Origin of the sequence: Serratia sp. LACPHL-BACT-2024-00286, from assembly GCF_043109535.1 — a bacterium.
Classification (GTDB): Bacteria; Pseudomonadota; Gammaproteobacteria; order Enterobacterales; family Enterobacteriaceae; genus Serratia; species Serratia sarumanii.
In genome coordinates this window covers 239,296-262,995 of record NZ_JBICNA010000002.1, presented here as the reverse complement: position 1 = coordinate 262,995, position 23,700 = coordinate 239,296, and the positions used below count along the sequence as shown (strand labels likewise).

General features: G+C 63.3%; 24 protein-coding genes. 16 read left to right on the top strand and 8 right to left on the bottom strand.

Annotated features, from left to right (window positions below):
* Positions 1-9 precede the first annotated feature (9 nt).
* Both ybfE and ybfF read right to left on the bottom strand, forming a co-directional pair.
* Entirely contained in the window at positions 10-297 is a 288-nt protein-coding gene (gene ybfE, locus ACF8MC_RS07835) for a LexA regulated protein (RefSeq protein ID WP_004939936.1), read from the bottom strand.
* Positions 298-553: 256 nt separating this feature from the next.
* Positions 554-1,327: an esterase gene (gene ybfF, locus ACF8MC_RS07830; RefSeq protein ID WP_079656284.1), complete on the bottom strand. Its 774-nt coding sequence runs from the start codon at positions 1,325-1,327 to the stop codon at positions 554-556.
* Positions 1,328-1,551: 224 nt separating this feature from the next.
* Between ybfF and seqA the strand changes: the two genes are divergently transcribed.
* The 4 genes from seqA to ACF8MC_RS07810 all read left to right on the top strand — a co-directional run bounded on the left by seqA (position 1,552) and on the right by ACF8MC_RS07810 (position 4,958).
* Positions 1,552-2,094, top strand: coding sequence for a replication initiation negative regulator SeqA (seqA, locus tag ACF8MC_RS07825; protein WP_033637454.1), 543 nt, complete (start codon positions 1,552-1,554; stop codon positions 2,092-2,094).
* A gap of 76 nt (positions 2,095-2,170) precedes the next feature.
* Positions 2,171-3,814 (top strand): phosphoglucomutase (alpha-D-glucose-1,6-bisphosphate-dependent), encoded by a 1,644-nt coding sequence (pgm, locus tag ACF8MC_RS07820; RefSeq protein ID WP_164105021.1) that lies wholly within the window; start codon positions 2,171-2,173, stop codon positions 3,812-3,814.
* 191 nt (positions 3,815-4,005) lie between these two features.
* Positions 4,006-4,659, top strand: coding sequence for a PadR family transcriptional regulator (locus ACF8MC_RS07815; protein WP_164105020.1), 654 nt, complete (start codon positions 4,006-4,008; stop codon positions 4,657-4,659).
* Positions 4,659-4,958: a DUF3861 domain-containing protein gene (locus ACF8MC_RS07810; RefSeq protein ID WP_033637457.1), complete on the top strand. Its 300-nt coding sequence runs from the start codon at positions 4,659-4,661 to the stop codon at positions 4,956-4,958. Before ACF8MC_RS07815 ends, ACF8MC_RS07810 begins: the two co-directional genes overlap by 1 nt.
* 27 nt (positions 4,959-4,985) lie before the next feature.
* Here ACF8MC_RS07810 and kdpE read toward each other — a convergent pair whose 3' ends face one another.
* The 6 genes from kdpE to ACF8MC_RS07780 all read right to left on the bottom strand — a co-directional run bounded on the left by kdpE (position 4,986) and on the right by ACF8MC_RS07780 (position 12,923).
* On the bottom strand, positions 4,986-5,675 hold the full coding sequence (gene kdpE / locus ACF8MC_RS07805) for a two-component system response regulator KdpE (protein ID WP_033637458.1): 690 nt from the start codon (positions 5,673-5,675) through the stop codon (positions 4,986-4,988).
* 16 nt (positions 5,676-5,691) lie between these two features.
* On the bottom strand, positions 5,692-8,388 hold the full coding sequence (gene kdpD, locus ACF8MC_RS07800; RefSeq protein ID WP_033637459.1) for a two-component system sensor histidine kinase KdpD: 2,697 nt from the start codon (positions 8,386-8,388) through the stop codon (positions 5,692-5,694).
* 73 nt (positions 8,389-8,461) lie between these two features.
* On the bottom strand, positions 8,462-9,031 hold the full coding sequence (gene kdpC, locus ACF8MC_RS07795) for a potassium-transporting ATPase subunit KdpC (protein WP_047571678.1): 570 nt from the start codon (positions 9,029-9,031) through the stop codon (positions 8,462-8,464).
* Positions 9,032-9,049: 18 nt separating this feature from the next.
* Positions 9,050-11,119: a potassium-transporting ATPase subunit KdpB gene (kdpB, locus tag ACF8MC_RS07790; protein ID WP_033637460.1), complete on the bottom strand. Its 2,070-nt coding sequence runs from the start codon at positions 11,117-11,119 to the stop codon at positions 9,050-9,052.
* A gap of 26 nt (positions 11,120-11,145) precedes the next feature.
* Positions 11,146-12,834: a potassium-transporting ATPase subunit KdpA gene (kdpA, locus tag ACF8MC_RS07785; RefSeq protein ID WP_033655172.1), complete on the bottom strand. Its 1,689-nt coding sequence runs from the start codon at positions 12,832-12,834 to the stop codon at positions 11,146-11,148.
* On the bottom strand, positions 12,834-12,923 hold the full coding sequence (locus ACF8MC_RS07780; protein WP_016928742.1) for a K(+)-transporting ATPase subunit F: 90 nt from the start codon (positions 12,921-12,923) through the stop codon (positions 12,834-12,836). The genes kdpA and ACF8MC_RS07780 overlap by 1 nt, the downstream gene beginning before the upstream one ends.
* Positions 12,924-13,364: 441 nt before the next feature.
* Between ACF8MC_RS07780 and ACF8MC_RS07775 the strand changes: the two genes are divergently transcribed.
* From ACF8MC_RS07775 to nei, 12 genes are all read left to right on the top strand, one after another.
* A complete protein-coding gene (locus ACF8MC_RS07775; RefSeq protein ID WP_004939916.1) occupies positions 13,365-13,574 on the top strand; it encodes a YbfA family protein in 210 nt (69 codons plus the stop codon).
* Positions 13,575-13,714: 140 nt separating this feature from the next.
* Entirely contained in the window at positions 13,715-14,671 is a 957-nt protein-coding gene (locus tag ACF8MC_RS07770; RefSeq protein WP_049213575.1) for a DUF523 and DUF1722 domain-containing protein, read from the top strand.
* A gap of 15 nt (positions 14,672-14,686) precedes the next feature.
* The gene (gene phrB / locus ACF8MC_RS07765) at positions 14,687-16,117 is read left to right on the top strand and encodes a deoxyribodipyrimidine photo-lyase (protein WP_164105019.1); all 1,431 of its coding nucleotides are present in this window, start codon (positions 14,687-14,689) and stop codon (positions 16,115-16,117) included.
* 22 nt (positions 16,118-16,139) lie between these two features.
* A complete protein-coding gene (locus ACF8MC_RS07760; RefSeq protein WP_049213579.1) occupies positions 16,140-17,120 on the top strand; it encodes an MBL fold metallo-hydrolase in 981 nt (326 codons plus the stop codon).
* Between the two features lie 18 nt (positions 17,121-17,138).
* Positions 17,139-17,882, top strand: a complete 744-nt coding sequence (locus ACF8MC_RS07755; RefSeq protein ID WP_025301873.1) for a type 2 GTP cyclohydrolase I — start codon at positions 17,139-17,141, stop codon at positions 17,880-17,882.
* A gap of 159 nt (positions 17,883-18,041) precedes the next feature.
* Positions 18,042-18,698: a 5-oxoprolinase subunit PxpB gene (gene pxpB, locus ACF8MC_RS07750; protein WP_101427886.1), complete on the top strand. Its 657-nt coding sequence runs from the start codon at positions 18,042-18,044 to the stop codon at positions 18,696-18,698.
* A complete protein-coding gene (pxpC, locus tag ACF8MC_RS07745) occupies positions 18,692-19,624 on the top strand; it encodes a 5-oxoprolinase subunit PxpC (RefSeq protein WP_060426417.1) in 933 nt (310 codons plus the stop codon). Before pxpB ends, pxpC begins: the two co-directional genes overlap by 7 nt.
* The gene (gene pxpA, locus ACF8MC_RS07740) at positions 19,614-20,354 is read left to right on the top strand and encodes a 5-oxoprolinase subunit PxpA (RefSeq protein WP_033647161.1); all 741 of its coding nucleotides are present in this window, start codon (positions 19,614-19,616) and stop codon (positions 20,352-20,354) included. The genes pxpC and pxpA overlap by 11 nt, the downstream gene beginning before the upstream one ends.
* Before the next feature lie 54 nt (positions 20,355-20,408).
* The gene (locus ACF8MC_RS07735; protein ID WP_015376970.1) at positions 20,409-21,140 is read left to right on the top strand and encodes a DUF969 domain-containing protein; all 732 of its coding nucleotides are present in this window, start codon (positions 20,409-20,411) and stop codon (positions 21,138-21,140) included.
* Positions 21,137-22,144 carry a DUF979 domain-containing protein gene (locus ACF8MC_RS07730; protein ID WP_164105018.1) on the top strand — a complete coding sequence of 336 codons (1,008 nt, stop codon included), beginning with the start codon at positions 21,137-21,139 and terminating at the stop codon, positions 22,142-22,144. Before ACF8MC_RS07735 ends, ACF8MC_RS07730 begins: the two co-directional genes overlap by 4 nt.
* Before the next feature lie 8 nt (positions 22,145-22,152).
* The gene (gene pcp / locus ACF8MC_RS07725) at positions 22,153-22,797 is read left to right on the top strand and encodes a pyroglutamyl-peptidase I (RefSeq protein ID WP_016928732.1); all 645 of its coding nucleotides are present in this window, start codon (positions 22,153-22,155) and stop codon (positions 22,795-22,797) included.
* Between the two features lie 53 nt (positions 22,798-22,850).
* Positions 22,851-23,642 carry an endonuclease VIII gene (gene nei / locus ACF8MC_RS07720; RefSeq protein WP_162091430.1) on the top strand — a complete coding sequence of 264 codons (792 nt, stop codon included), beginning with the start codon at positions 22,851-22,853 and terminating at the stop codon, positions 23,640-23,642.
* The last annotated feature ends 58 nt before the right edge of the window (positions 23,643-23,700 follow it).

Here is a 23,700-nt window from a genome sequence, read left to right as displayed (position 1 = left end):
CCGAAGAGATCAATGTTCCGGCTGTTCTTCCGCCAGTTGCGCCAACAGCATCTGCTCGATGAGTTCGCTGCGGCTGATGTTGCGCTGTTCCGCCAGTTTGTTCAGGGCGTCCACCGCATCCGCGTTGATTTTCAGCTCTACGCGCCGCAATCCACGCACTTTATCGCGCCGTAACTGATTGCGCTTATTGATTCTAAGCTGTTCATCGCGGGAGAGCGGGTTGGTTTTCGGGCGCCCCGGACGGCGTTCATCTGCGAACAGATCCAGCGTCGTGCGATCCGTTTGTTCTTTTGCCATAGGTAGCGGTACTGCAAGGGAGTTTGCATCAAAAAGCGCTCGCACGCTTCCGGAGGCATCGGTTAACACACTTCGGGCCAATAAACCCTAACCCAAATTCACCCCCGAACCGGCGTTCGTGAACGCGCTGGCGCGGCGGCAAAATTATAGCGCGCCATATTACCCCAGCAGATGGAGCGGCGACAATGCCTAACTGCGGGCTAAACGCGCTAAGCCGTTATCTTTAGCGCGTTTTTTCGCCAGGGGAGCGTGTTTTTCAGGCTTCGTCGAGGAAACGGTGGATGGCGCGCAGCACCGCTTCCGGTTTTTCGGCGTGCACCCAATGGCCGGTACCGGCGACGACGTGCGCGCGGGCCTGCGGGAACTGGCGGGCGATGTCCGCACGGTAACTGTCCTGCACGTACGGCGACAGGCCGCCGCGAATGAACAGGGTCGGGTGCGGCCAGGCCGGGACTTCCTGCCAGCCGGTGATGTCTTCGTAGCGTGCGATCAGCACCGGCAGGTTGAAGCGCCATTCGCCGTTGTGGAATGACTTCAGCAGGAACTGGATCACGCCTTCTTCCTGCAGGTAGTCGCGCATCAGCTCGGCGGCCGCCTGGCGCTGGGTGATGCCGGCGGCGCTGACGGCCTTCAGCGCGGCGAAAATCTCGTCGTGGCGGCGGGTCTGGTAATCCACCGGCGCGACGTCGATAACGATCAGCTTGGCGACGCGCTCGGGCGCGATGGCGGTCAGCGCCATCGCCGCTTTGCCGCCCATCGAATGGCCGATGACGATCGCTTTCTCCAGCTGCAGTTCGTCGAGCAGCGCCAGCAGATCCTGCGCCATGGCGGGGTAGTTCATGTCGTCGGCGCGCGGGGAGAGGCCGTGATTGCGCAGATCGACCTTGATCACCGTGTGCTGTTTATGCAGATCGCGCGCCAGCACGCCCAGGTTGTCCAGATTGCCGAACAGCCCGTGGATCAGCAGCACCGGCAGCGCGTCTGACTCGGCGGCCAGCAGTTGATAATGTAATTTCATGGCGAAGTTCATACTGAGAGAGATTCAGATTAGGGTATCATGATTGAATCGCACGATGAATCATGCGGAATTTTCGCGGCGCGGGCTTGGCAGTGCCGGCTATAGGTATTAGTCTGCATTTGCCGTCCGGAGGCACATTGTTGTGTTCGCCCCAGCGCTTTTAACCTTATAATCCCATGGCTTGAATGCAGGATCTGGCTTCAGGTTCTAAGTAGAAAAAACAGTATTGGATAAAGATGAAAACTATTGAAGTCGACGAAGAGCTTTACCGTTATATTGCCAGCCACACGCAACACATCGGTGAAAGCGCGTCCGATATTTTACGCCGCATGTTGAAATTCACCGCCGGGCAGCCGGTGCGCGCGTTGCCTGCCGCCAGTGCCCCGCAGTCCGTCGAGCTGGAAAAAGCGGCGCCGGCGCAGCGTCCGCGCGATCGCGTGCGCGCCATGCGTGAGCTGCTGTTATCGGATGAATACGCCGAGCAGAACAAAGCGGTCAACCGTTTCATGCTGGTGCTGTCCACGCTGTACACCCTCGATGCCGCCGGTTTCGCCGCCGCCACAGAGGCGTTGACCGGCCGTACCCGCACCTATTTCGCCGGCGATCAGCAGACCCTGCTGGCCAACGGCACGCACACCAAGCCGAAGCATGTACCGGGCACCCCTTACTGGGTGATCACCAATACCAATACCGGCCGCAAACGCAGCATGATCGAACACATCATGCAGGCCATGCAGTTCCCGGCGGAACTGATCGAGAAAGTTTGCGGTACCGTCTAATTTAGCGAACAGCCCGTCATGCTGGCCGTGCGCGACGTATTGCCCGGTCACCGACAGGGATGAGGGAGATATGTCGATGGCGAATAATCCACGTGCCGGGCAGCCCGCCCGCCAAAGCGATCTGATCAACGTAGCCCAGCTGACGTCGCAGTACTATGTGCTGCAACCTGAAGCCGGCAATGCCGCACACGCGGTGAAGTTTGGCACCTCCGGCCACCGCGGCAGCGCGCAGCGCCACAGCTTCAACGAAGCGCACATCCTCGCCATCGCTCAGGCGATCGCCGAAGTTCGTCATCAGCAGGGCACCACCGGCCCGTGCTACGTGGGCAAAGACACCCATGCGCTGTCTGAGCCGGCCTTCATTTCCGTGCTGGAAGTGCTGACCGCCAACGGCGTCGATGTGATCGTGCAGGAAAATAACGGTTTCACGCCAACGCCGGCGGTATCGCACGCCATTCTGTGCCACAACCGCCGCGGCGGCGTGCAGGCCGACGGCATCGTCATTACGCCGTCCCACAACCCGCCGGAAGACGGCGGCATCAAATACAATCCGCCGAACGGCGGCCCGGCTGACACCAACCTGACGTCGGTGATCGAGAAGCGCGCCAACGAACTGCTGGCGCAGCAGCTGAAAGGCGTTCAGCGCCAGTCGCTGGACAAGGCCTGGAACAGTGGCCACCTGCACGCCAAAGACCTGGTGCAGCCTTATGTCGAAGGCCTGGTTGAGGTGGTCGACATGCCGGCCATTCAACGCGCCGGCCTGAAGCTGGGCGTGGATCCGCTCGGCGGCTCCGGCATCGCCTATTGGCAGCGCGTGGCGGAACACTACAAGCTGGATCTGACGCTGGTGAACGATTCCATCGATCAGACCTTCCGCTTTATGCACCTGGATCACGACGGCATCATCCGCATGGACTGCTCGTCCGAGTCGGCGATGGCCGGCCTGCTGGCGCTGCGCGACAAATTCGATCTGGCGTTCGCCAACGATCCGGATTACGACCGCCACGGCATTGTCACGCCGAAAGGCCTGATGAACCCGAACCACTATCTGGCGGTAGCCATCAACTACCTGTTCCAACATCGCCCGCAGTGGGGCGCCGATGTCGCAGTCGGTAAAACGCTGGTGTCCAGCGCGATGATCGACCGCGTGGTGGCCGACCTGGGCCGCAAGCTGGTGGAAGTGCCGGTCGGTTTCAAATGGTTTGTGGACGGCCTGTTCGACGGCAGCCTGGGCTTCGGCGGCGAAGAGAGCGCCGGGGCTTCGTTCCTGCACTTCAACGGCCAGCCGTGGTCGACGGACAAAGACGGCATCATCATGTGCCTGCTGGCGGCTGAAATCACCGCGGTAACCGGTGAGAACCCGCAGCATCACTATGACGATCTGGCCAAGCGTTTCGGTGCGCCGAGCTATAACCGCATCCAGGCGCCGGCAACCCATGCGCAGAAAGCGGCGCTGTCCAAGCTGTCGCCGGAGATGGTCAAGGCCAGTACGCTGGGCGGGGATCCTATCACCGCACGTTTGACCGCGGCGCCGGGTAACGGCGCCTCGATCGGCGGGCTGAAAGTGATGACCGACAACGGCTGGTTCGCGGCCCGTCCTTCCGGTACCGAAGAGGCTTACAAGATCTATTGCGAGAGCTTCCTCGGCGCGGAACACCGCGAGAAGATTGAGCATGAAGCGGTCGAAATCGTCAGCGAAGTGCTGGCTTCCGCCAAGTAATCACTTTCCCTGATTGATAAAAAGCGCTGTTTTTACAGCGCTTTTTTTATGTCTTCAATTTAGATATATCTTTTTATCGGTGCGCGCTTGCGCATTTAGATATATCGATCTAGATTAGCGTTATCGACGCTGTTTAGATATATCTAAACAACCTCGTATTGATGTTCACTGTTAAAGCGAGGTATCACCCTATGTTTCATCGATTAGGTTTACACCGGCATCACCATCACCATCACCATCACCATCATGAATGTGAAGAGGGCCGCCGTCATCGCGGCGGGCGCCATCATTTCGGCGGCGACGGCGAAGAGCACGGCCGGGGGGGGCGCGGCGGCCGGGGCGGGCGTCATCGTCTGTTCGAACACGGCGATCTGCGCCTGGTGCTGCTGGCGCTGGTGGCGCGCAAGCCCAGCCACGGCTATGAGCTGATCAAGGCGATCGAGGAAGCCTCTTCCGGCCTGTACGTGCCGAGCCCGGGGGTGATTTACCCCACGCTGACGCTGCTGGAAGAGCAGGATTTCCTTGAGCCGCTCACCACCGGCAACGGCCGCAAAAGCTACCGCATCACCGCGGCGGGCGAGGGCGAGCTGCAAAAGCATCAACAGGCGGTTGACGTCATTCTGGCGCGCCTGGCGGGTGCCGGCCGCGAGCATCATCGGCACGGCAACCTGGCGGAAGGCATCTACGACGCCATGAACCGCCTGCGCAGCCTGCTGCGCGGCAACGTGATGCGCGCCGATCTTACGCCGCAGCAGGTGGAGCGCATCAACGCCGCGTTGCTGACCGCCGTGGCGGCGATCGAAAGCGAAATGCATATTCAACCCACGCAGCAGGAGAAGAACTGATGCCCGGCCACCGTTTTACTATTACCGTTGAAGCCCTGAGCGATCGCCAGGGCAATCCCGTCGCGAAAGCGCCGCTGAGTTTTGAAGTGACCAACCACGACGATATTCTCGAGATCGTCGAGCGCATCCGGGCGCGTGACGATCTGAACTTCGGCCCCGAGCAGAGCGCGGCCTTCGCCGTAGGCTTGAAGCTGTTCTCCGAAGTGATGATCGAAAACCGCAAACACCCGGTGTTCGCTCCGCTGCGCGATGCGTTTAAGGAATTTATGGTCGGATTGAAGAAAGGCCCGGCGGCGTAAAGGCGCGGCACACCGCGCCCGCCGGGGTTAAGGCATGAAGCGGTAGCCGACGCCGGTTTCGGTCAGCAGGTGTTTGGGCCGGGCCGGATCGGCTTCCAGCTTCTGCCGCAGATGGCCCATGTAGATGCGCAGGTAGTGGCTGTGCTCCACGTAGTTCGGCCCCCAGACGTGGCTCAACAGCTGACGTTGGGTGATCACCTTGCCGGCGTTGGCCAGCAGTTCCGCCAGCAGGCGAAACTCGATCGGCGTCAGGTGCAAATCTTCGTCGTTGCGCAGCACCCGGCGATTCACCAGATCGACGGTGATCGCTGAAAAACTCACCAGCGGGCTTTCCTGCTGGCTGGCGGAGTGGCGGCGCAGCGCGACCCGCACCCGCGCCAGCAGCTCGCCGATGCCGAACGGCTTGCTGAGGTAGTCGTCGGCGCCGGCGTCCAGTGCGGCGATCTTGTCCTCCTCGGCGTTGCGTGCCGACAGCACGATCACCGGAATGGCGCTCCACTGCCGCAGATCGCGGATGTAACTCAGCCCGTCGCCATCCGGCAACCCCAAATCAAGGATGATCAGATCCGGTTTGCGCGTGCCGGCTTCAATCAGCCCGCGCTGCAGCGTTTCACTTTCAAACACCCGCAGGCCTTCGCTCTCCAGCGCGGTGCGCACGAAGCGGCGGATCTCTTTTTCATCTTCAACAATCAGAATGTTGGTTGGCGTTATGCTCACGTTTCCCCTGCGTTGATTACAGATCGAAGGCGTCACCGTCGATCTCGGGCGGTTTTTCCAGCGGCAGCACGAAGCGGAAGCTGGCGCCGCCGTTGGCGCCGTTTTCCGCCCAGATGCGGCCATCATGCACTTCAATAATGGCACGGCAAATCGCTAACCCCAAGCCGACGCCGGGGATCGCCGACTCTTTATTGCCGCGTGAAAACTTGTCGAAAATCAGCTGCAGCTGATCGGCGGGGATGCCGGGGCCGTTATCCCAGACCTCGACTTCCAGCCACTCGGGCAGCGTGCGGGCGCGAATGCCGATGGTGGCCTCGGCGCCGGCGTATTTATTGGCGTTTTCCAACAGGTTGGTGAACACCCGTTCCAGCAGGCTGCCGTCGCAGTTGACCAGGATCTGTTCCGGCGGCAGCTCGACCACGATCGGATGCTGGCTGAGCAGCGGCTCCAGCATGTGCAGCGAGGCGCCGACGATCTCTTCCAGCGACTGCCATTCTTTCCGCAGGCTGAAACCGCCGGACTGGATGCGCGCCATATCCAGCAGGTTGTTCACCAGCCGGGTGGTGCTCAGCACCTGCTGGCGGATCTGGCTGGCCTGGGTGGCGTGATTGGAGCCTTCGGCCGCCAGGTCCAGCGTGAGGATTTCCGCCTGGCCGAACAGCACGGTCAGCGGCGTGCGCAGATCGTGCGACAGCGCCGCCAGCAGCGAGTTGCGCAGCTGTTCGCGCTCGGCGTCCAGCTTGGCTTCTTCGGCGCTGCGCGCCAGGTGCAGCCGCTCCAGTGCGCTGGCGATAAGCACCGCGAAGGTCTGCAGCAGCCGCTGCTGTTCCGGCACCATCAGCTGGCGCAGGTTGTTGGGCTCGATCGCCAGCAGGCCGAAGGTCTGCTTGGGGGTATTGAGCGGCAGCAGCTGGTAAGGCACGCCGGGCAGGGTGTCGGTGCCGGCGCCGGCCGGCAGGCCTTTGTCGAAGCTCCAGCGCGCGATGGCTTCATCTACCGACAGCAGCCCGCCTTCCTCGCCGACCATCTGTTGCAGGCGGCCGTCTTCCTGCGGCAGCAGCAGCACGGTTTTCGCCTGGAAACTGCTGGAGAGGAAGTGGCGGCTGGTGTTGGCGATGTCGGCCACGGTCAGCGCGCGGCTCAGCCCGCGCGACATTTCGTACAGGTGACGCGCCCGCTGCTCGCGGTAGCGCGCCACCCGGGCCTGATAACGCACCCCGGCGGTCAGGTTGCCGATGATGATGCCGACGGCGAGCATTACGCCGAAGGTCAGCAGATACTGCATATCGCTGACGGCGAACGACCATTCGGGTTGGACGAAGAACAGATCGAAGCTGGCGACGTTGATCACCGCCGCCAGCACCGACGGCCAGCGGCCGAAGAACAGCGCGACGATCGCCACGCCGAGCAGATAGATCATCACCAGGTTGGCCTGATCGAAGCCCGGCAGCAGCCACTGCGAGAGCAGGGTGATCAGCGCGCACAGCGCCACCGCCACCGCGCAGCCGCGCAGCTGCATGCGCCATTTCTCATTGAAGCTGCGGCCGTCGTGCTCCTTGCCCGGCGGCGGCTGCGCGGCGTCGTTCTCCAGCGCCACGATCACCAGATCGAGATCCGGGCCCAGCCGGCCGAGGCGATCGGCGAAGCTGCCGCGCAGCTTCCAGCGCTGTTCGCTGCGGCGGCCGATGATGATTTTGCCGAGGTTATGCTCGCGGGCGTAGCGCAGCACCGCGCGCTCTTCGGACGGATCGGCCAGGGTGGCGGTTTCTGCCCCCAGCTCCTGCGCCAGCCGCAGCGCGCGCAGAATGGCGCGGCGCTGGTTTTCCGGCAGCCGGTGCAGCTTGGGGGTTTCCACATAGACCGCATGCCAGTGGCAGCCGAGCCGCGCCGCCAGCCGGGCGGCGATGCGCACCAGCTTTTCGTTGCCGCTGTTGTGGCCGACGCACAGCAGAATGCTGTCGCGGGTGTGCCACACTTTCTCGCGCCCCTGGGTATCGCGAAACTCGCGCATCTGATCATCGACCCGATCGGCGGTGCGGCGCAGCGCCAGCTCGCGCAGGGCGATCAGGTTGCCTTTGCGAAAGAAGTGCTCGATGGCGCGCTCGGCCTGACCGGGAATATACACTTTGCCTTCGTGCAGCCGCCGGCGCAGATCGTCCGGCGGCAGATCGACCAGCACCACTTCGGCGGCTTCGTCAAACACGTGGTCGGGCACCGTTTCGCGCACCCGCACGCCGGTCACGCCGCCCACGACGTCGTTCAGGCTTTCCAGATGCTGCACGTTGACGGTAGTCAGCACGTCGATGCCGGCGTCCAGCAGCTCTTCCACATCCTGCCAGCGTTTGGGGTGGCGCGAACCCTGGGCGTTGCTGTGCGCCAGTTCGTCCATCAGCACCAGCGCCGGGTGGCGCGCTAGCGCGGCGTCGAGATCGAATTCATGCACCAGCCGGCCGCGATGCTGGATGCGTTTTTGCGGCAGCAGCGACAGGCCGTCGAGCAGGGCGGCGGTCTCGCTGCGGCCGTGGGTTTCCACCACGCCGACCAGCACGTCCAGCCCCTGAGCGCGCAAACGCTGGGCCTCCTGCAGCATGGCGTAGGTTTTGCCCACGCCGGCGCAGGCGCCGAAGAATACCTTCAACCGGCCGCGCGGCTTTTCATTGGCCAGCGCCAGCAGGCTATCGGGATCGGGGCGCTGCTGCTCTTCTTCGACCATGACAATTCCTTGTGTTACCAAGCAAAAAGGGGTTCGGCATGCCGAACCCTATCACTATGCTGAATACGGCGCGTTACTTCAACGCATCCAGCGCCAGGTTCAGCTTCAGCACGTTGACCACCGATTCCCCCATGAAGTTGGGCGTGGCCCGATCGGTGTTGTCGTCGATCAGTTTGGCGACCTGTTCCGGCGGCAGATGACGCGCCGCCGCGACCCGCGCCAGCTGATATTGCGCGGCGGCGATCGAGATCTGCGGATCCAACCCGCTGCCGGAGGCGGTCAGCAGATCGACCGGGATCGGGCCGCTCATTGCCGGGTTGGCCTGGCGCAGCTGCGCTGCGCGTTCGGCGATAGCCTTATCCAGCGCCGGGTTGGTGGCCGCCAGGTTGCTGCCGGCGGAGGCCTGTGGATTATAGGCCGAATCGCCGGTGGCCGACGGGCGGCCCCAGAAATAGTCGGCGCGCGTAAAGTTCTGGCCGATCAGCGCGGAGCCGACCGCCTTGTCGCCTTGGTACAGCAGCGAGCCGTTGGCCGCGGCCGGAAACAGCAGCTGCGCCAGCCCGGTGGTCAGCAGCGGATAGGCGATGCCGGTGATCAGCGTCAGCAAAATCAGCATCACCAGCGCAGGTCGTAAATAAGTCATGTTCATTTCCCTCAATGGTTAACCGGCGACGTGCAGCGCGACCAGGATCAGGTCGATCAATTTGATGCCGACGAACGGCACCAGCAGACCGCCGACCCCGTACAGCCACAGGTTGCGGCGCAGCAGGGCCGCGGCGCTCATCGGTTTATAGCTCACCCCTTTCAGCGCCAGCGGGATCAGGAACACGATCACCAGGGCGTTGAAGATCACCGCCGACATGATGGCGGAGGCGGGAGAGTGCAGGTGCATCACGTTCAGCGCGTTCAGCTGCGGGTAGGTGGCCGCGAACGCCGCCGGAATGATGGCGAAGTATTTGGCCACGTCGTTGGCGATGCTGAAGGTGGTCAGCGAGCCGCGCGTCATCAGCATCTGTTTGCCGATGTGCACCACTTCGATCAACTTGGTCGGGTTGGAATCCAGATCGACCATGTTGCCCGCCTCTTTGGCAGCCTGGGTGCCGGAGTTCATCGCCACCGCCACATCGGCCTGCGCCAGCGCCGGGGCGTCGTTGGTGCCGTCGCCGGTCATCGCCACCAAACGGCCTTCTCCCTGATACTGGCGGATCAGCGCCAGCTTGGCTTCCGGCGTGGCTTCCGACAGGAAATCGTCCACCCCGGCTTCGGCGGCGATCGCCGCCGCGGTCAGCGGGTTATCGCCGGTGATCATCACCGTTTTGATGCCCATCTTGCGCAGCTCATTGAAGCGTTCCTTGATGCCGCCCTTGACGATATCCTTCAGCGCCACCACGCCCAGCACCCGGGCGCCTTCCGCCACCACCAGCGGCGTGCCGCCGGTGCGCGCCACGCTTTCCACCAGATCGTCCACCGCCCGCGGGAAGTGGCCCTGATTGGTTTCGACGTGGCGGCGAATGGCGTCCACCGCGCCTTTGCGGATCATGCGCTCCTGCACGTTGACGCCGCTCATGCGGGTCTGGGCGGAGAAGGGCACGAAGGTGGCGTTCAGCGCCTGCAGATCGCGTTCGCGCAGGTTGAAGCGCTGTTTGGCCAGCACCACGATGCTGCGGCCTTCCGGCGTTTCGTCCGCCAGCGAGGCCAGCTGCGCGGCGTCCGCCAGCTCTTGCTCTTTCACGCCCGGCGCCGGCAGGAACTCCGAAGCCTGGCGGTTGCCCAGCGTGATGGTGCCGGTTTTATCCAGCAGCAGCACGTCCACGTCGCCGGCGGCTTCCACCGCGCGGCCGCTGGTGGCGATCACGTTGGCGCCGAGCATGCGGCTCATCCCGGCCACGCCGATGGCGGACAGCAGGCCGCCGATAGTGGTGGGGATCAGGCAGACCAGCAGCGCGACCAGCACGGTGATGGTGACCACGCTGCCGCTGCCGGCCGCTTCCACGCTGTATTGCGAGAACGGGAACAGGGTGGCGGTGGCCAGGACGAACACGATGGTCAGCGCCACCAGCAGGATAGTCAGTGCGATCTCGTTCGGCGTTTTGCGGCGTTTGGCGCCTTCCACCATGGCGATCATGCGATCGAGGAAGGTTTCCCCCGGGTTGACGCTGCACTGCACCACCAGCCAGTCGGATAGCACGCGGGTGCCGCCGGTGACCGAGGAGAAGTCGCCGCCGGACTCGCGGATCACCGGCGCGGATTCGCCGGTGATGGCGCTTTCATCCACCGAGGCGCCGCCTTCCAGCACTTCGCCGTCGCACGGGATGGTATCGCCGGCTTCCACCAGCACGATATCGCCTTTGCGCAGGCTCTCGGCGGCCACTTTCTCCGTGGCGCCGTCGCGGCGCGGGCCGGCCAGCTTTTTCGCCCAGCTGGTTTTCTTGGTGCCCTTCAGGCTTTCCGCCTGGGCCTTGCTGCGCCCTTCGGCCAGCGCCTCGGCGAAGTTGGCGAACAGCACGGTGAACCACAGCCACAGGGCGACGCTGCCGGTGAAGGCGGCGGCGCCGTCGGTTTGGCCGGTGAGGATCGCCAGCCAGATGGCGGTGGTCAGAATGCTGCCGATATACACCACGAACATCACCGGGTTGCGCCATTGAACGCGAGGGTCCAGTTTTTTCACCGCATCGATCAGCGCGGTGCGCACCAGAGCCGGTTCAAACAGCGCGCGTTGTTTGCGAGTCATCTCTTATTCTCTCTCTGTGACGTCGATTAGTTTGCCAACCAAAGCTGCAAATGCTCGGCCACCGGGCCCAGCGCCAGCGCCGGCACGAAGGTCAGCGCGCCCACCAGCAGCACGGTGCCGATCAGCAGGCCGATAAACAGCGGCCCATAGGTCGGCAGGGTGCCGTTGCCCGCCGGCTGGCGTTGCTTGGCGCTCAGCGAGCCGGCGATCGCCAGCACCGGCAGGATCACCCCGAAGCGGCCGACGAACATGGCGAAGGCCAGCAGCAGGTTGTAGAACGGCGTATTGACGCTCAATCCGGCGAAGGCGCTGCCGTTGTTGTTGGCGGCGGAGGACAGGGCGTACAGCACTTCGCTGAAGCCGTGGGCGCCCGGGTTGAGGATGCCGGCGCGGCCCGCGTCGGTGCCGATGGCCAGCGCGCTGCCCAGCAGCACCAGCGTCGGCGTGACCAGGATCGCCAGCGCGGTCATCTTCATGTCGTAAACGTCGATCTTCTTGCCCAGATATTCCGGGGTGCGGCCGATCATCAGACCGGCGATAAACACCGTCAGCAGCACGAACAGCAGCATGCCGTACAGGCCGGAGCCGACGCCGCCGAACACCACTTCGCCGATCTGCATCAGCCACATCGGCACCATGCCGCCCAGCGCGGTGAAGGAGTCGTGCATGGCGTTGACTGCCCCGCAGGACGCGGCGGTGGTGACTACCGAGAACAGGCTGGTGGCGAGAATGCCGAAGCGCGACTCTTTGCCTTCCATATTGATGTTGCTGTCGGCGCCCAGCGCGCTCAGGTGCGGGTTGCCTGCCAGCTCGGCGACCATCACCGCCACCACCGCCGCCACGAAGATCAGCGCCATCGCCCAGATCAGCGCATGGCCCTGGCGGTTTTCACCGGCCAACTGGCCGAAGGAGAAGCACAGCGCGCAGGGGATCAGGAAGATGGCCAGCATCTGCACGAAGTTGGTCAGCACGGTTGGGTTCTCGAACGGGTGCGCCGAGTTGGCGCCGAAGAAGCCGCCGCCGTTGGTGCCGAGCATCTTGATCGCTTCCTGCGAGGCCACCGGCCCCATCGGCAGCGTCTGCTGCGCGCCTTCGAGCGTGGTGACGTGCAGGTAAGGCAGGAAGTTTTGCAGCGTGCCCTGGCTGACGAAGAACAGGGCGATCAGCAGCGCGATCGGCAGCAGCACATACAGCGTGATGCGGAACAGATCGGCCCAGGCGTTGCCGACGGTCTTGCCGGCGCGGCGGGTAAAGGCGCGGATCAGCGCAAAGGCCACGGCGATGCCGGTAGAGGCGGAGACGAAGTTCTGCACCGCCAGCCCGGCCATCTGGCTTAAATAGCTGAGGGCGCTTTCGCCGCTGTAGGCCTGCCAGTTGGTGTTGGTGACGAAGCTGACGGCGGTGTTGAGCGCCAGATCCCAGGAGAGGCCCGGGAAGCCTTGCGGGTTGAGCGGCAGCGAGCCCTGCGTCATCAGCAGGGCAAACAGCAGCGCCAGGCCGAGCAGGTTGAACGCCAGGATCGCCAGCGCGTACTGCCACCAGTTCATCTCGGTGACGCGGATGCCGCAGGCGCGCCAGACGCCGGCTTCCACCCCGCGTAGCGCAGGCAGCGGCTCACCTTCGATCAGGCGCGCCATAAAGCCGCCCAGCGGCCGGGCCAGCAGCAGAAGCACCAGCAGGAAGCTGGCGATCAGTAAAAAGGCTGAAGCCGCCATCAGAAATCCTCCGCGTTAAACAGGGCGTAGACCAGATAGGCCAACAGCAGCAGAACCAACAGCGCACCACCAATAACGCTGAAACTCACGGGACACCTCCAGAGGTGTTGTTTTTGATAGAGGCAGTGTAGGGAGAGGGGTAGAAAGAAGATGAAAAAATCGCGCGGGCGGGTGTAAAAAAAGTATAAAAATGGCTGAAATTTCAGCGAAAATTTAGCATTTCAATCATCAGGCCGGTGGCGAAAGGGGGCTTGATGGGGGAATGAGAACGGGCGTAAGCAGGAAATGACGAACCGAATAATAACCACAATGTAACCCATGTTTAGTTAAAAATTAACCTGGGTGTAACAAAATTACGAATCGCGGCGGAGATTAGCGATTTTTTGTGCGATTTAGTGGTCGGATGAGTAGTAAACTTTCATCAAGTGCGCTAAAATTTTGTCCAGTTACCAAATTACCGATTGTTCATTTGATACGCCGACGCCGTTTTCCCTGACAAATCAACGGCAGGCGTTTTTAAGGAGGTTCGCATGTCTACGACCTATCACGCTTATTCACTGCATCGGATTCTCCTGCGCCGCAGCGCAGTGGTTATCGCGGGCATTTTGGCCCTGCCGGTGATGCTGTTCCGCAGCGATCGCGGGCGTTTTTACAGCTACCTGCACCGCGTCTGGTCAAAAACCAGCGATAAGCCGGTCTGGCTGCAGCAGGCGGAACTGGCGTCCTGCGATTTCTACTGAGCCACTGCCGATTCACGAAAACCCTCGCCCTGCGGCGAGGGTTTTTTTATGCCTATAGCCGGCTCTATCAAGCGCAAGGTCGTATTCGGCAAGCCATTCTTCTACACTTTCCTCATCGGTCAACAACACGGGAGAGCGGTATGAGCGACAAGATCCCTATCGGCATCAGCGCCTGTTTACTGGGCGACGCGGTGCGTTTCGACGGCGGCCACAAACGGCTGGCCTTTGCGGTGGAACAGTTGGCGCCCTATGTGCGCTTTGAGCCCATTTGCCCGGAAATGGCGATCGGCCTGCCTACACCACGCCCGGCGCTGCGCCTGGTGAAGCAGGCGCAGCCGTGGCCGGCGATGCGCTACAGCAACGACGCCGGCGTGGATCTGACCGAGGAGATGCGCGGCTTCTCCGCGCAGCGCGTGGCGGCCTTGCAGCATCTGTGCGGCTATATCGTCTGCGCCAAGTCACCGAGCTGCGGCCTGGAGCGGGTGCGGGTCTACAGCGAAAACGGCAAGGACTCACGTAAAAACGGCGTCGGGCTGTTTACCGCGGAACTGCTGCGCCAGATGCCGTGGCTGCCGGTGGAAGAAGACGGACGATTGCAGGATGCGGCACTGCGGGAAAACTTTATCGAGCGGGTGTACGCGCTGTACGAGTTGAACATGCTGTGGCGCCAGGGGCTGACCCGCGGCGGGCTGATCGCGTTTCACAGCCGCTACAAGCTGTCGCTGCTGGCGCATTCGCAGCCGGCGTATCGCGAATTGGGGCGCTTCGTCGCCGATATTCACCGCTGGGATTCGCTGGAGGCCTTCGCCGTGGAATACCGCAGCCGCCTGATGGCGCTGTTGGCGCACAAAGCAACGCGGCGCAACCACACCAACGTGTTGATGCACGTGCAGGGCTACTTCCGCCGTCAGCTCAGTACGGCGCAGCGCCAGGAGCTGGCGCACCTGATCGACCGCTACCGGCAGGGCATGCAGCCGCTGTTGGCGCCGATCGCGCTGCTCAAGCATTACATGGCGGAATACCCCGATCGCTATCTGGCGGAACAACGCTATTTCGAACCTTATCCGGAGGCGCTGCGTTTGCGTTACGGCCATTGATTGACAAGGAGTTTTATGACCACGCATCTGGTCTGGTTGCGTAACGATCTGCGTATCACCGACAACAAAGCCCTGCACGCCGCCTGCAGCGATCCCGAAGCCCGGGTGCTGGCGGTGTTTATCGCCACACCGCAGCAGTGGCGGCAACATGAGATGGCGCCGCGGCAGGCGGCGCTGATCCACGCCAGCCTGCAGGCGGTGCAGCAGGCGCTGGCGCACAAGGGCATTGCGCTGCATTGCCATTCCTGTGCGGACTTTGCCGCGTCGATCGACTGGCTGGCGGACTATTGCGAGCGAGAGCAGGTGGATGCGCTGTTTTACAATCGCCAGTACGAACTGAACGAACGGCGGCGCGATGCGCGGCTGGAACAGCGGTTGAGTGGCCGGGTGAGGTGTCACGGTTTCGATGACAGCCTGCTGTTGCCGCCAGGCAGCGTACTCACCGGCGGCGGCGAGATGTACAAGGTCTATACGCCGTTTCGCAACGCTTTTCTTCAACGCCTGACCGAGTCCGACGTGAGCTGCCTGCCGGCGCCGAAGACCCGCGCCGGTGGCGCGTTGCCTGCGCCTGAGGCGCCGGCGGCATTCGATTACCCTACGGCGGAGACTGGGGATGGCTATCCCGTTGGTGAGGAGGCCGCGTTGCAGCGGCTGCGCGCTTTTTGCCGCGAGCAGGTGCAGGATTACCTCCGGCAGCGCGATCTGCCGGCCCTCGCCGGCACCAGTAGCCTGTCGCCCTATCTGGCGATCGGCGTGCTGTCGCCGCGCCAGTGCTTCAACCGCCTGCGCACCGAATGCCCGCAGCTGCTGGAAGATCGCGAAAGCGGTGCCTTCGCCTGGCTCAACGAGCTGATTTGGCGTGAGTTCTATCGCCATCTGCTGGTGGCCTATCCCGATCTGTGCCGCCATCGGCCGTTTATTGCCTGGACGGACAAGGTGCGCTGGTGCGATGACGCGGCGAAGCTGCACGCCTGGCAGCGGGGCGAAACAGGCTACCCGATCGTCGATGCCGCCATGCGCCAGCTGAACGCCACCGGCTGGATGCACAACCGGCTGCGCATGATCAGCGCCAGTTTTCTGGTGAAGGATCTGTTGATCGACTGGCGCGCCGGGGAGCGCTATTTCATGTCGCAACTGCTGGATGGGGATCTGGCGGCCAATAACGGCGGCTGGCAGTGGGCGGCATCCACCGGCACCGACGCCGCGCCGTATTTCCGCATCTTCAACCCGACGACTCAGGGTGAACGTTTTGATCCACAAGGCACTTTTATCCGTAAATGGTTGCCGGAACTGGCGGATGTGCCCGACAATGACATCCATCATCCCCATCGCTGGGCGGAAAAGCAGCGATGCACGCTGAACTACCCGCTGCCGATCGTCGATCATAAGCAAGCCCGGCTGGAGACGCTGGCGGCGTTCGAGGCGGCAAAACGGGGAGAGTCTTGAGGCAACTGCAAGGAGCGACGCAATGATGAAAAAGGTGCTGGCCCTGTGCCTGAGCGGCTATTCCGCGCTGGCGATCGCCGGCTTTGACGTGGTGGCGCTCGGCGTCGACGGCGGCGTCAGCGACGGCAATCTGACCTCCTACCTGATCCGCAGCGACAATCAGCCGCGGTATGTGGCGCTGGACGCCGGTTCGCTGCTGCCGGGCATCGCCAAAGGGCTGGAGAAGGGCAGCTTCCCGCAGGTGACGCCCGAGCTGGCCGCGCCTTACACGCCGCAGGGCTATGTGTTCCGGCAGTTGATCGGCAGCTACTTTATCAGCCACGGCCACCTGGACCACGTGGCGGGGCTGATCCTCGGCTCACCCGAGGACAATAAAAAAACCGTTTACGCCCAGGCGGACACGGTACTGACCCTGCGTAATCACTACTTCAACTGGAAGGCGTGGCCGAACTTTACCGACGCCGGCAACGGCTCGCGGCTGGGCACCTACCGGCTGCAAACGGTGCGGCCGCAGCAGCGGTTTACCCTCGGCCTGACCGGATTGACCGGCGTGATGTACCCGCTCAGCCACGATCGCTATCCGTCGTCGATGCTGCTGATTTCCAACGGCAGCGAGTTCTTCGCCTACTTCGGCGATACCGGGCCGGATAAGGTCGAGCAGTCGCGCGATCTCGATACCGTCTGGCGCGCGCTGGGGCCGCTTGTCGAGCAGAAGAAGCTCAAGGGCATGATTATCGAAACCTCTTACCCTAACGGGGTGGAGGATAAACATCTGTACGGCCATTTGACGCCGGCCTGGCTGCTGAAGGAGCTGAAGAACCTGACGCAGTACAGCGGCGGCGAAGGCTCGCTGAACGGTTTGCCGGTGGTGATCAGCCACATCAAGCCCAGCCTGAAGCAGGGCGAAGATGCGCGCGCCGCCATTGCGCAACAGCTGGCGCAGGGCAACGATCTGGGGGTGAAATTCATCCTGATGGCGCAGGGCGACCGGCAGACATTTTGACTATGAAGAGAGAAGAGAATGCGTAACCTCGATCTGGAACAACTGATCAACACGGAACTGAACGCCGCGGCGTTTCAGGACTACGCCCCCAACGGATTGCAGGTAGAAGGCCGCCCGCACGTGCAGCGCATCGTGACCGGCGTCACCGCCTGTCAGGCGCTGCTGGACGCCGCGGTGGCGCATCAGGCCGATGCGATTATCGTGCACCACGGCTATTTCTGGAAAAACGAGGCGCCGGCGGTGCGCGGCATGAAGCGCAACCGCCTGAAAACGCTGCTGACCCACGATATCAACCTGTACGGCTACCACCTGCCGCTGGACGCGCATCCGGTGCTAGGCAACAACGCGCAGCTGGCGCAGGCGCTGGGCATTCGGGTGATTGGCGACGTCGAGCCGCTGGTGCCGCACGGCGAATTTGAACAGCCGCTGACCGGCGAAGCGCTGCAGCAGCGTATCGAAAGCCGGCTGGGGCGCGCGGTGCTGCACTGCGGCGATAACGCGCCTGAGCACATTCGCCGGGTGGCCTGGTGCACCGGCGGCGGCCAGGGCTTTATCGACAGCGCGGCGCGCTTCGGCGTCGATGCGTTCATTAGCGGTGAAGTGTCTGAGCAGACCATTCACAGCGCGCGCGAAATGGGCGTGCATTTCTTCGCCGCCGGCCACCACGCCACCGAGCGCGGCGGCGTGAAGGCGCTGGGCGACTGGCTGGCGCAGCACCACGGCTTTGATGTGACCTTTATCGACATCCCGAATCCCGCCTGATTTTTTTCTTCCCCGGATCCAGCCCGGCCTGTGCGCCGGCTGAATCCTTCTATCGTGCTATTTCCTTATTTTCCCTATGGTTGCGTTCTATTGACAGCCGGGGCCGCGTCACGCATAACTGGTGTGTTTTTCATCGCGATAATAATAAGGAGAATAAGGGTGCAACAAGCACGTTATTACCTGTTGGGTGAAAGAGCGGTAGTGCTTGAACTGTCGCCGCCGGTGACCTTACCGAGCCAGCAGCGCATCTGGGCGCTGGCGGAAAAGCTGAATCACCATCCCGACGTGCGGGAAGTGGTGCCGGGGATGAATAACCTGACGCTGTTGCTGCATACGCCGCAGGCCGACGCCGAAGCGATGCTCGTGCTGCTGCAGCAAGGTTGGGAAAGCAAAGAGAGCCTGACGCCGGAATCGCGCCAGGTGGATATTCCGGTGGTCTACGGCGGGGAGCAAGGCCCCGATCTGGATGAAGTGGCGCGCCATACCGGCATGACGCCGCGGCAGGTGGTGGAATGCCACGCGGCGGCGGCCTACGTGGTCTATTTCCTCGGCTTTCAGCCGGGCTTCTCCTATTTGGGCGGCATGCCGGAACAGCTGGCGACGCCGCGCCGCGCGGAACCGCGTCTGGCGGTGGCGGCCGGTTCCGTTGGCATTGGCGGCGGCCAGACCGGTATCTATCCGCTGGTGACGCCCGGCGGCTGGCAGCTGATCGGCCGCACGCCGCTGGCGCTGTTCAATCCGCATGAAATGCCGCCGACGCTGCTGCGCCCGGGCGATAACGTGCGCTTCGTGCCGCAGAAGGAGGGCGTATGCTGATTATTCTGCGTGCCGGCATCTATACCACGGTGCAGGATTTGGGCCGCGAGGGATTCCGCCGCCTGGGCATCAGCACCGGCGGGGCGCTGGATCAACCGGCGCTGAAGATCGCCAACCTGCTGGTGGGCAATGCGCCGGAGGCCGCCGGGCTGGAGATCACCCTCGGCCAGTTCAGCGCCGAGTTTACCCGCCCTGGCTGGATCGCCTTGACCGGTGCCGGCTGCGACGCGCAGCTGGACGGCAAGCCGCTGTGGACCGGCTGGCGCTACCCGGTGAAAAAGGGGCAGCGGCTGGCGCTGGGCACGCCGAAACGCGGCATGCGCAGCTACCTGGCGATCTCGGGCGGCATCGCCGTGCCGGAAATGCTGGGCTCGTGCAGCACCGACATGAAAGCCGCCTTTGGCGGCCACGAAGGCCGTAATCTGAAGGACGGCGATCGGTTGCCGCTGGGCAAATCCACCGTGCTGCCGCAACACCGCTGCGGCGTGAAGCAACTGCTGTTCACCAACCGCATTCGCGCGCTGCCGGGGCCGGAGTACGCTGAGTTCAGCGAAGAGGCGCAGGACACGTTCTGGCGCACCGCCTGGCAGCTCAGCCCGCAGAGCAACCGCATGGGCTACCGCCTGCACGGCGGTACGCCGCTGGAGCGCACCACCGACCGCGAGATGCTGTCGCACGGCCTGCTGCCCGGCGTGGTGCAGGTGCCGCACAACGGCCAGCCGATCGTGCTGATGGCCGATGCGCAAACCACCGGCGGTTACCCGCGTATCGCCTGTGTGATAGAGGCCGATCTCTACCACTTGGCGCAGATCCGTCTCGGCGAACCGATCCACTTCGTTCTCTGCTCACTGGCCGAGGCGCAGCGCGCCAAAGCCGAGCAGGATCTCTTCCTTCGACAGATTGCCTGGGGGTTACATGATCGTTGATTTGAACGCCGATCTCGGCGAAGGCTGCGCCAACGACCAGGCGCTGTTGCAACTGGTGAGCTCGGCCAACATCGCCTGCGGCTTCCACGCCGGCGATGCGCAGACCATGCGTCAGTCGGTGCGCTGGGCATTGCAGTACGGCGTGGCGATCGGCGCCCACCCGAGTTTTCCCGATCGGGAGAACTTCGGCCGCACCCGCATGCAGCTGCCGCCGGAAACGGTGTACGCGCAGGTGGTGTATCAGCTCGGGGCGCTGGCGGCGATCGCCCGCGCCGAGGGCGGGGTGATGGTGCACGTTAAGCCGCACGGCATGCTGTACAACCAGGCGGCGGTTGAGCCGGCGCTGGCGGAAGCGATCGCCCGGGCGGTGCAGGCGGTCGATCCGGCGCTGCGGCTGGTGGGGCTGGCCGGCAGCGAACTGATCCGCGCCGGGGAACAACTCGGTCTGACCACCCGGCAAGAGGTGTTCGCCGATCGCGGCTATCAGGCCGACGGCACGCTGGTGCCGCGCGGTTTGCCGGGGGCGCTGATTGAGGATGACGAACAGGCGCTGGCGCAAACGCTGGAGATGGTGCGCCATCACCGGGTGCGCAGCGTGGATGGCGTCTGGACCGCCGTTCAGGCGGAAACCGTCTGCCTGCACGGGGACGGCGAGCATGCGCTGGCGTATGCGCGCAAGCTGCGGGACAGTTTTGTTCAGCAGGGCATCCGCGTTAGCGCGGAGCAGTAAAGCAAGACACAACATCACAAGCAAAAAACTATTAGAAAATATCGAGGGAAGACTATGGAACAGGCCGTGAATCTCTGGCCACTGATTGGCATCGCCGCCATCGTGGTCGGGTTTGTATTGCGTTTCAACCCGGTGCTGGTGGTGATCGCCGCCGGTATCATCACCGGTCTGGCGGCGCTGATGCCGCTGGACGTCATTCTGGAAAAGCTCGGCGAGGGCTTTCTCAATACCCGCAACCTGCCGCTGATCCTGCTGCTGCCGCTGGCGGTGATCGGCCTGCTGGAGCGCCACGGGCTGAAAGAACGGGCGCAGGCGTGGATCGCCAGGATCAAAAGCGCCACCGCCGGCCGTCTGCTGATCGTCTACCTGTTCGTGCGCGAGATTACCGCGGCGATGGGGCTGACCAGCCTGGGCGGGCATCCGCAGATGGTGCGGCCGCTGCTGGCGCCGATGGCAGAAGGGGCAACGGAAAACCGCTACGGCGAGCTGCCGGAGCGCACGCGCCACCGTCTGCGCGCCATGTCGGCCGCGACCGACAACGTCGGGCTGTTCTTCGGCGAAGATATCTTCGTCGCCTTCGGCGCGATCATCTTCATGCACAACTTTATGCTGGAGTCCGGCGGCATTCAGACCGAGCCGCTGCATATCGCGCTGTGGGGCATTCCGACCGCGATTTTCGCTTTCCTGATCCACGCGTTCCGGCTGTATCGGATGGATAAACAGCTGAGCGCCGAGCTGGCGCAGCTGAATCAGGCGGCGCTGCAGGCGAAGGGGGAGGCACGATGAACTTCCAGCAACAATATCTCTACTGGCTGGCCGGCGCGGTGCTGCTGATTGTGGCGGTGATGTCCTTCCGCGATCGCGCCAACCCGCGCCGCATCACCACCGGGCTGTTTTGGGGGCTGTACGGCCTGGTGTTCCTGGTCGGCGACTGGACTTACCGCCTGCTGGGCGAGGGCAGCAACGAAAAACGCATGCTGCATATCATCGTTGGCGTGGTGGTGGTGGTGATGGCCTTGATCGCCGGCTTTGGCGGTGTGCGCCTCGGCAGCTATCACCAGCGGGCGCCGCAGGAGCGCGAGGCCAGCGCCAAGCGCCTGGGCAACAAGCTGTTTATTCCCGCTCTGGCAATCCCGGTGGTGACGGTGATCGGCGTGTTGTTGTTCAACAACGTGCCGGCGTTGCAAAGCGCGGTATTCGGCAGCGGCAACCATGCGACGCTGATCACCCTGTTCTCGATGACCGTCGGCTGCCTGATCGGTCTGGCGATCGCGGTGAAAATGACCCATGAGAAGGCCCTGCAGCCGATACAGGAAGCGCGGCGCCTGCTGGATTCGATCGGCTGGGCGTTCATTCTGCCGCAGATCCTCGCCACGCTGGGGCTGCTGTTTACCGTCGCCGGCGTCGGCACCGCGATCTCGCATTTGACCCAAGAGTATCTGGCGGTCGATAACCGCTTTATCGCCGTGGCGGTCTACGCTATCGGTATGTCTGTGCTGACCATGGTGATGGGCAACGCCTTCGCCGCCTTCCCGATCGTTACCGCCGGCATCGGCATTCCGATCCTGGTGTTGCAGCACGGCGGCAACCCGGCGGTGATGGCGGCGATCGGCATGTTCTCCGGCTATTGCGGCACCCTGATGACGCCGATGGCGGCGAACTTCAACATCGTGCCGGCGGCGCTGCTGGAGCTGCCGGACAAGAATGCGGTGATCAAGGCGCAGGTGCCGACCGGCGTGCTGCTGCTGTTGGTTAACGTGTTCCTGCTGTATTTCCTGATGTTCCTGTAGGAGTAAGGATGCAAAAAGTATTGATTACCGGCTTTGAGCCGTTTGGCGGCGAGCGCCTCAACCCCTCCTGGGAAGTGGTGAAGCAGCTCAATGATATGGAGCTGGTCGGCACGCGCATCGTGGCGCGCCAGCTGCCGTGCGTGTTCGGCGCGGCGCTGGAGGCGCTCAATGCGGCGATCGACGAGGTGCAGCCGGTGATGGTGCTGGCTATCGGCCAGGCCGGCGGCCGCACCGACATCACGATTGAACGGGTGGCGATCAACGTCGACGATGCGCGTATCCCCGACAATCAGGGGCAACAGCCGGTGGACGAGCCGATCGTCGCCGGCGGCCCGGCGGCCTATTTCAGCACCTTGCCGATCAAGGCGATGGTCAGTTCGATGCGTGAGGCCGGCATTCCGGCCGCCGTTTCGCAGACCGCCGGCACCTACGTGTGCAACCATGTCATGTATGGCTTGCTGCACCGTTTGAGCGGCCAGCGCGAGGTGAAGGGCGGCTTTATCCATATCCCGTATCTGCCGGAGCAGGCGGCGGCGCACCCCGGCGCGCCGAGCATGGCGGCTTCGACGGTGCTGTTTGCATTGGAGCTGGCCGTTTCCATCGCTTTGCAGGTGGAGCACGATCTGAAAGTGGTGGGCGGCGCGACGCATTAATCATGTCATCCCCGGCGCATCGGGCTGCGCCGGGTCTACGCAAGGAGTGGTCTATGCCGGAAGGACCGGAGATTCGCCGGGCGGCGGACAAACTGGCGGCGGCGGTGATCGATCAGCCGTTGACCGCCGTCGATTTCGCTTTTCCCCAGCTGAAACACTATCGCCAGCGTCTGCTCGGTGAGCGCATCGTCGCCATCGAGCCGCGCGGCAAGGCGCTGCTGACCCATTTCTCCAATGGGTTGACGATGTACAGCCACAACCAGCTGTATGGCGTGTGGAAAGTGGCGGCGGCCGGGGAGACGCCGGAGACCAGGCGCGATCTGCGGGTGCGGCTGGAAACCGCCCGCAGCGCGATATTGCTCTACAGCGCTTCCGACATTACCGTCGGGCCGCGCGAGGAGATAGAGCAACACCCGTTTTTGCAACGCATCGGCCCCGACGTGTTGGACATGTCGCTGACGGTAGACGATGTGGAGGAGCGGTTGCTGACGCCGCGTTTTCGCCGCCGGCAGCTGGGCGGCATGCTGCTCGACCAGGCGTTTCTCGCCGGATTGGGCAATTATCTGCGCGCCGAAATCTTGTGGCAGGCCGAACTGGCACCGCAGCACAAACCGCAGGATCTGCCGCCGGAAGCGCTGCGCCGCCTGGCGGAAGCATTGCTGGCAGTGCCGCGCCTTTCCTACCAGACGCGCGGGCAGGCGGATGACAACCGGCATCACGGCGCGCTGTTTCGCTTCAAGGTGTTTCATCGCAGCGGCGAGCCCTGCGAACGCTGCGGTGAGATGATCGTGCGTACCGAGCTATCGTCGCGGCCGTTTTATTGGTGCCCGGGCTGCCAGAAATAACCAAAACAAAAACGCCGCCCGAAGGGGCGGCGCTGTGCGGTTTCAGCCGGGAAAGCGG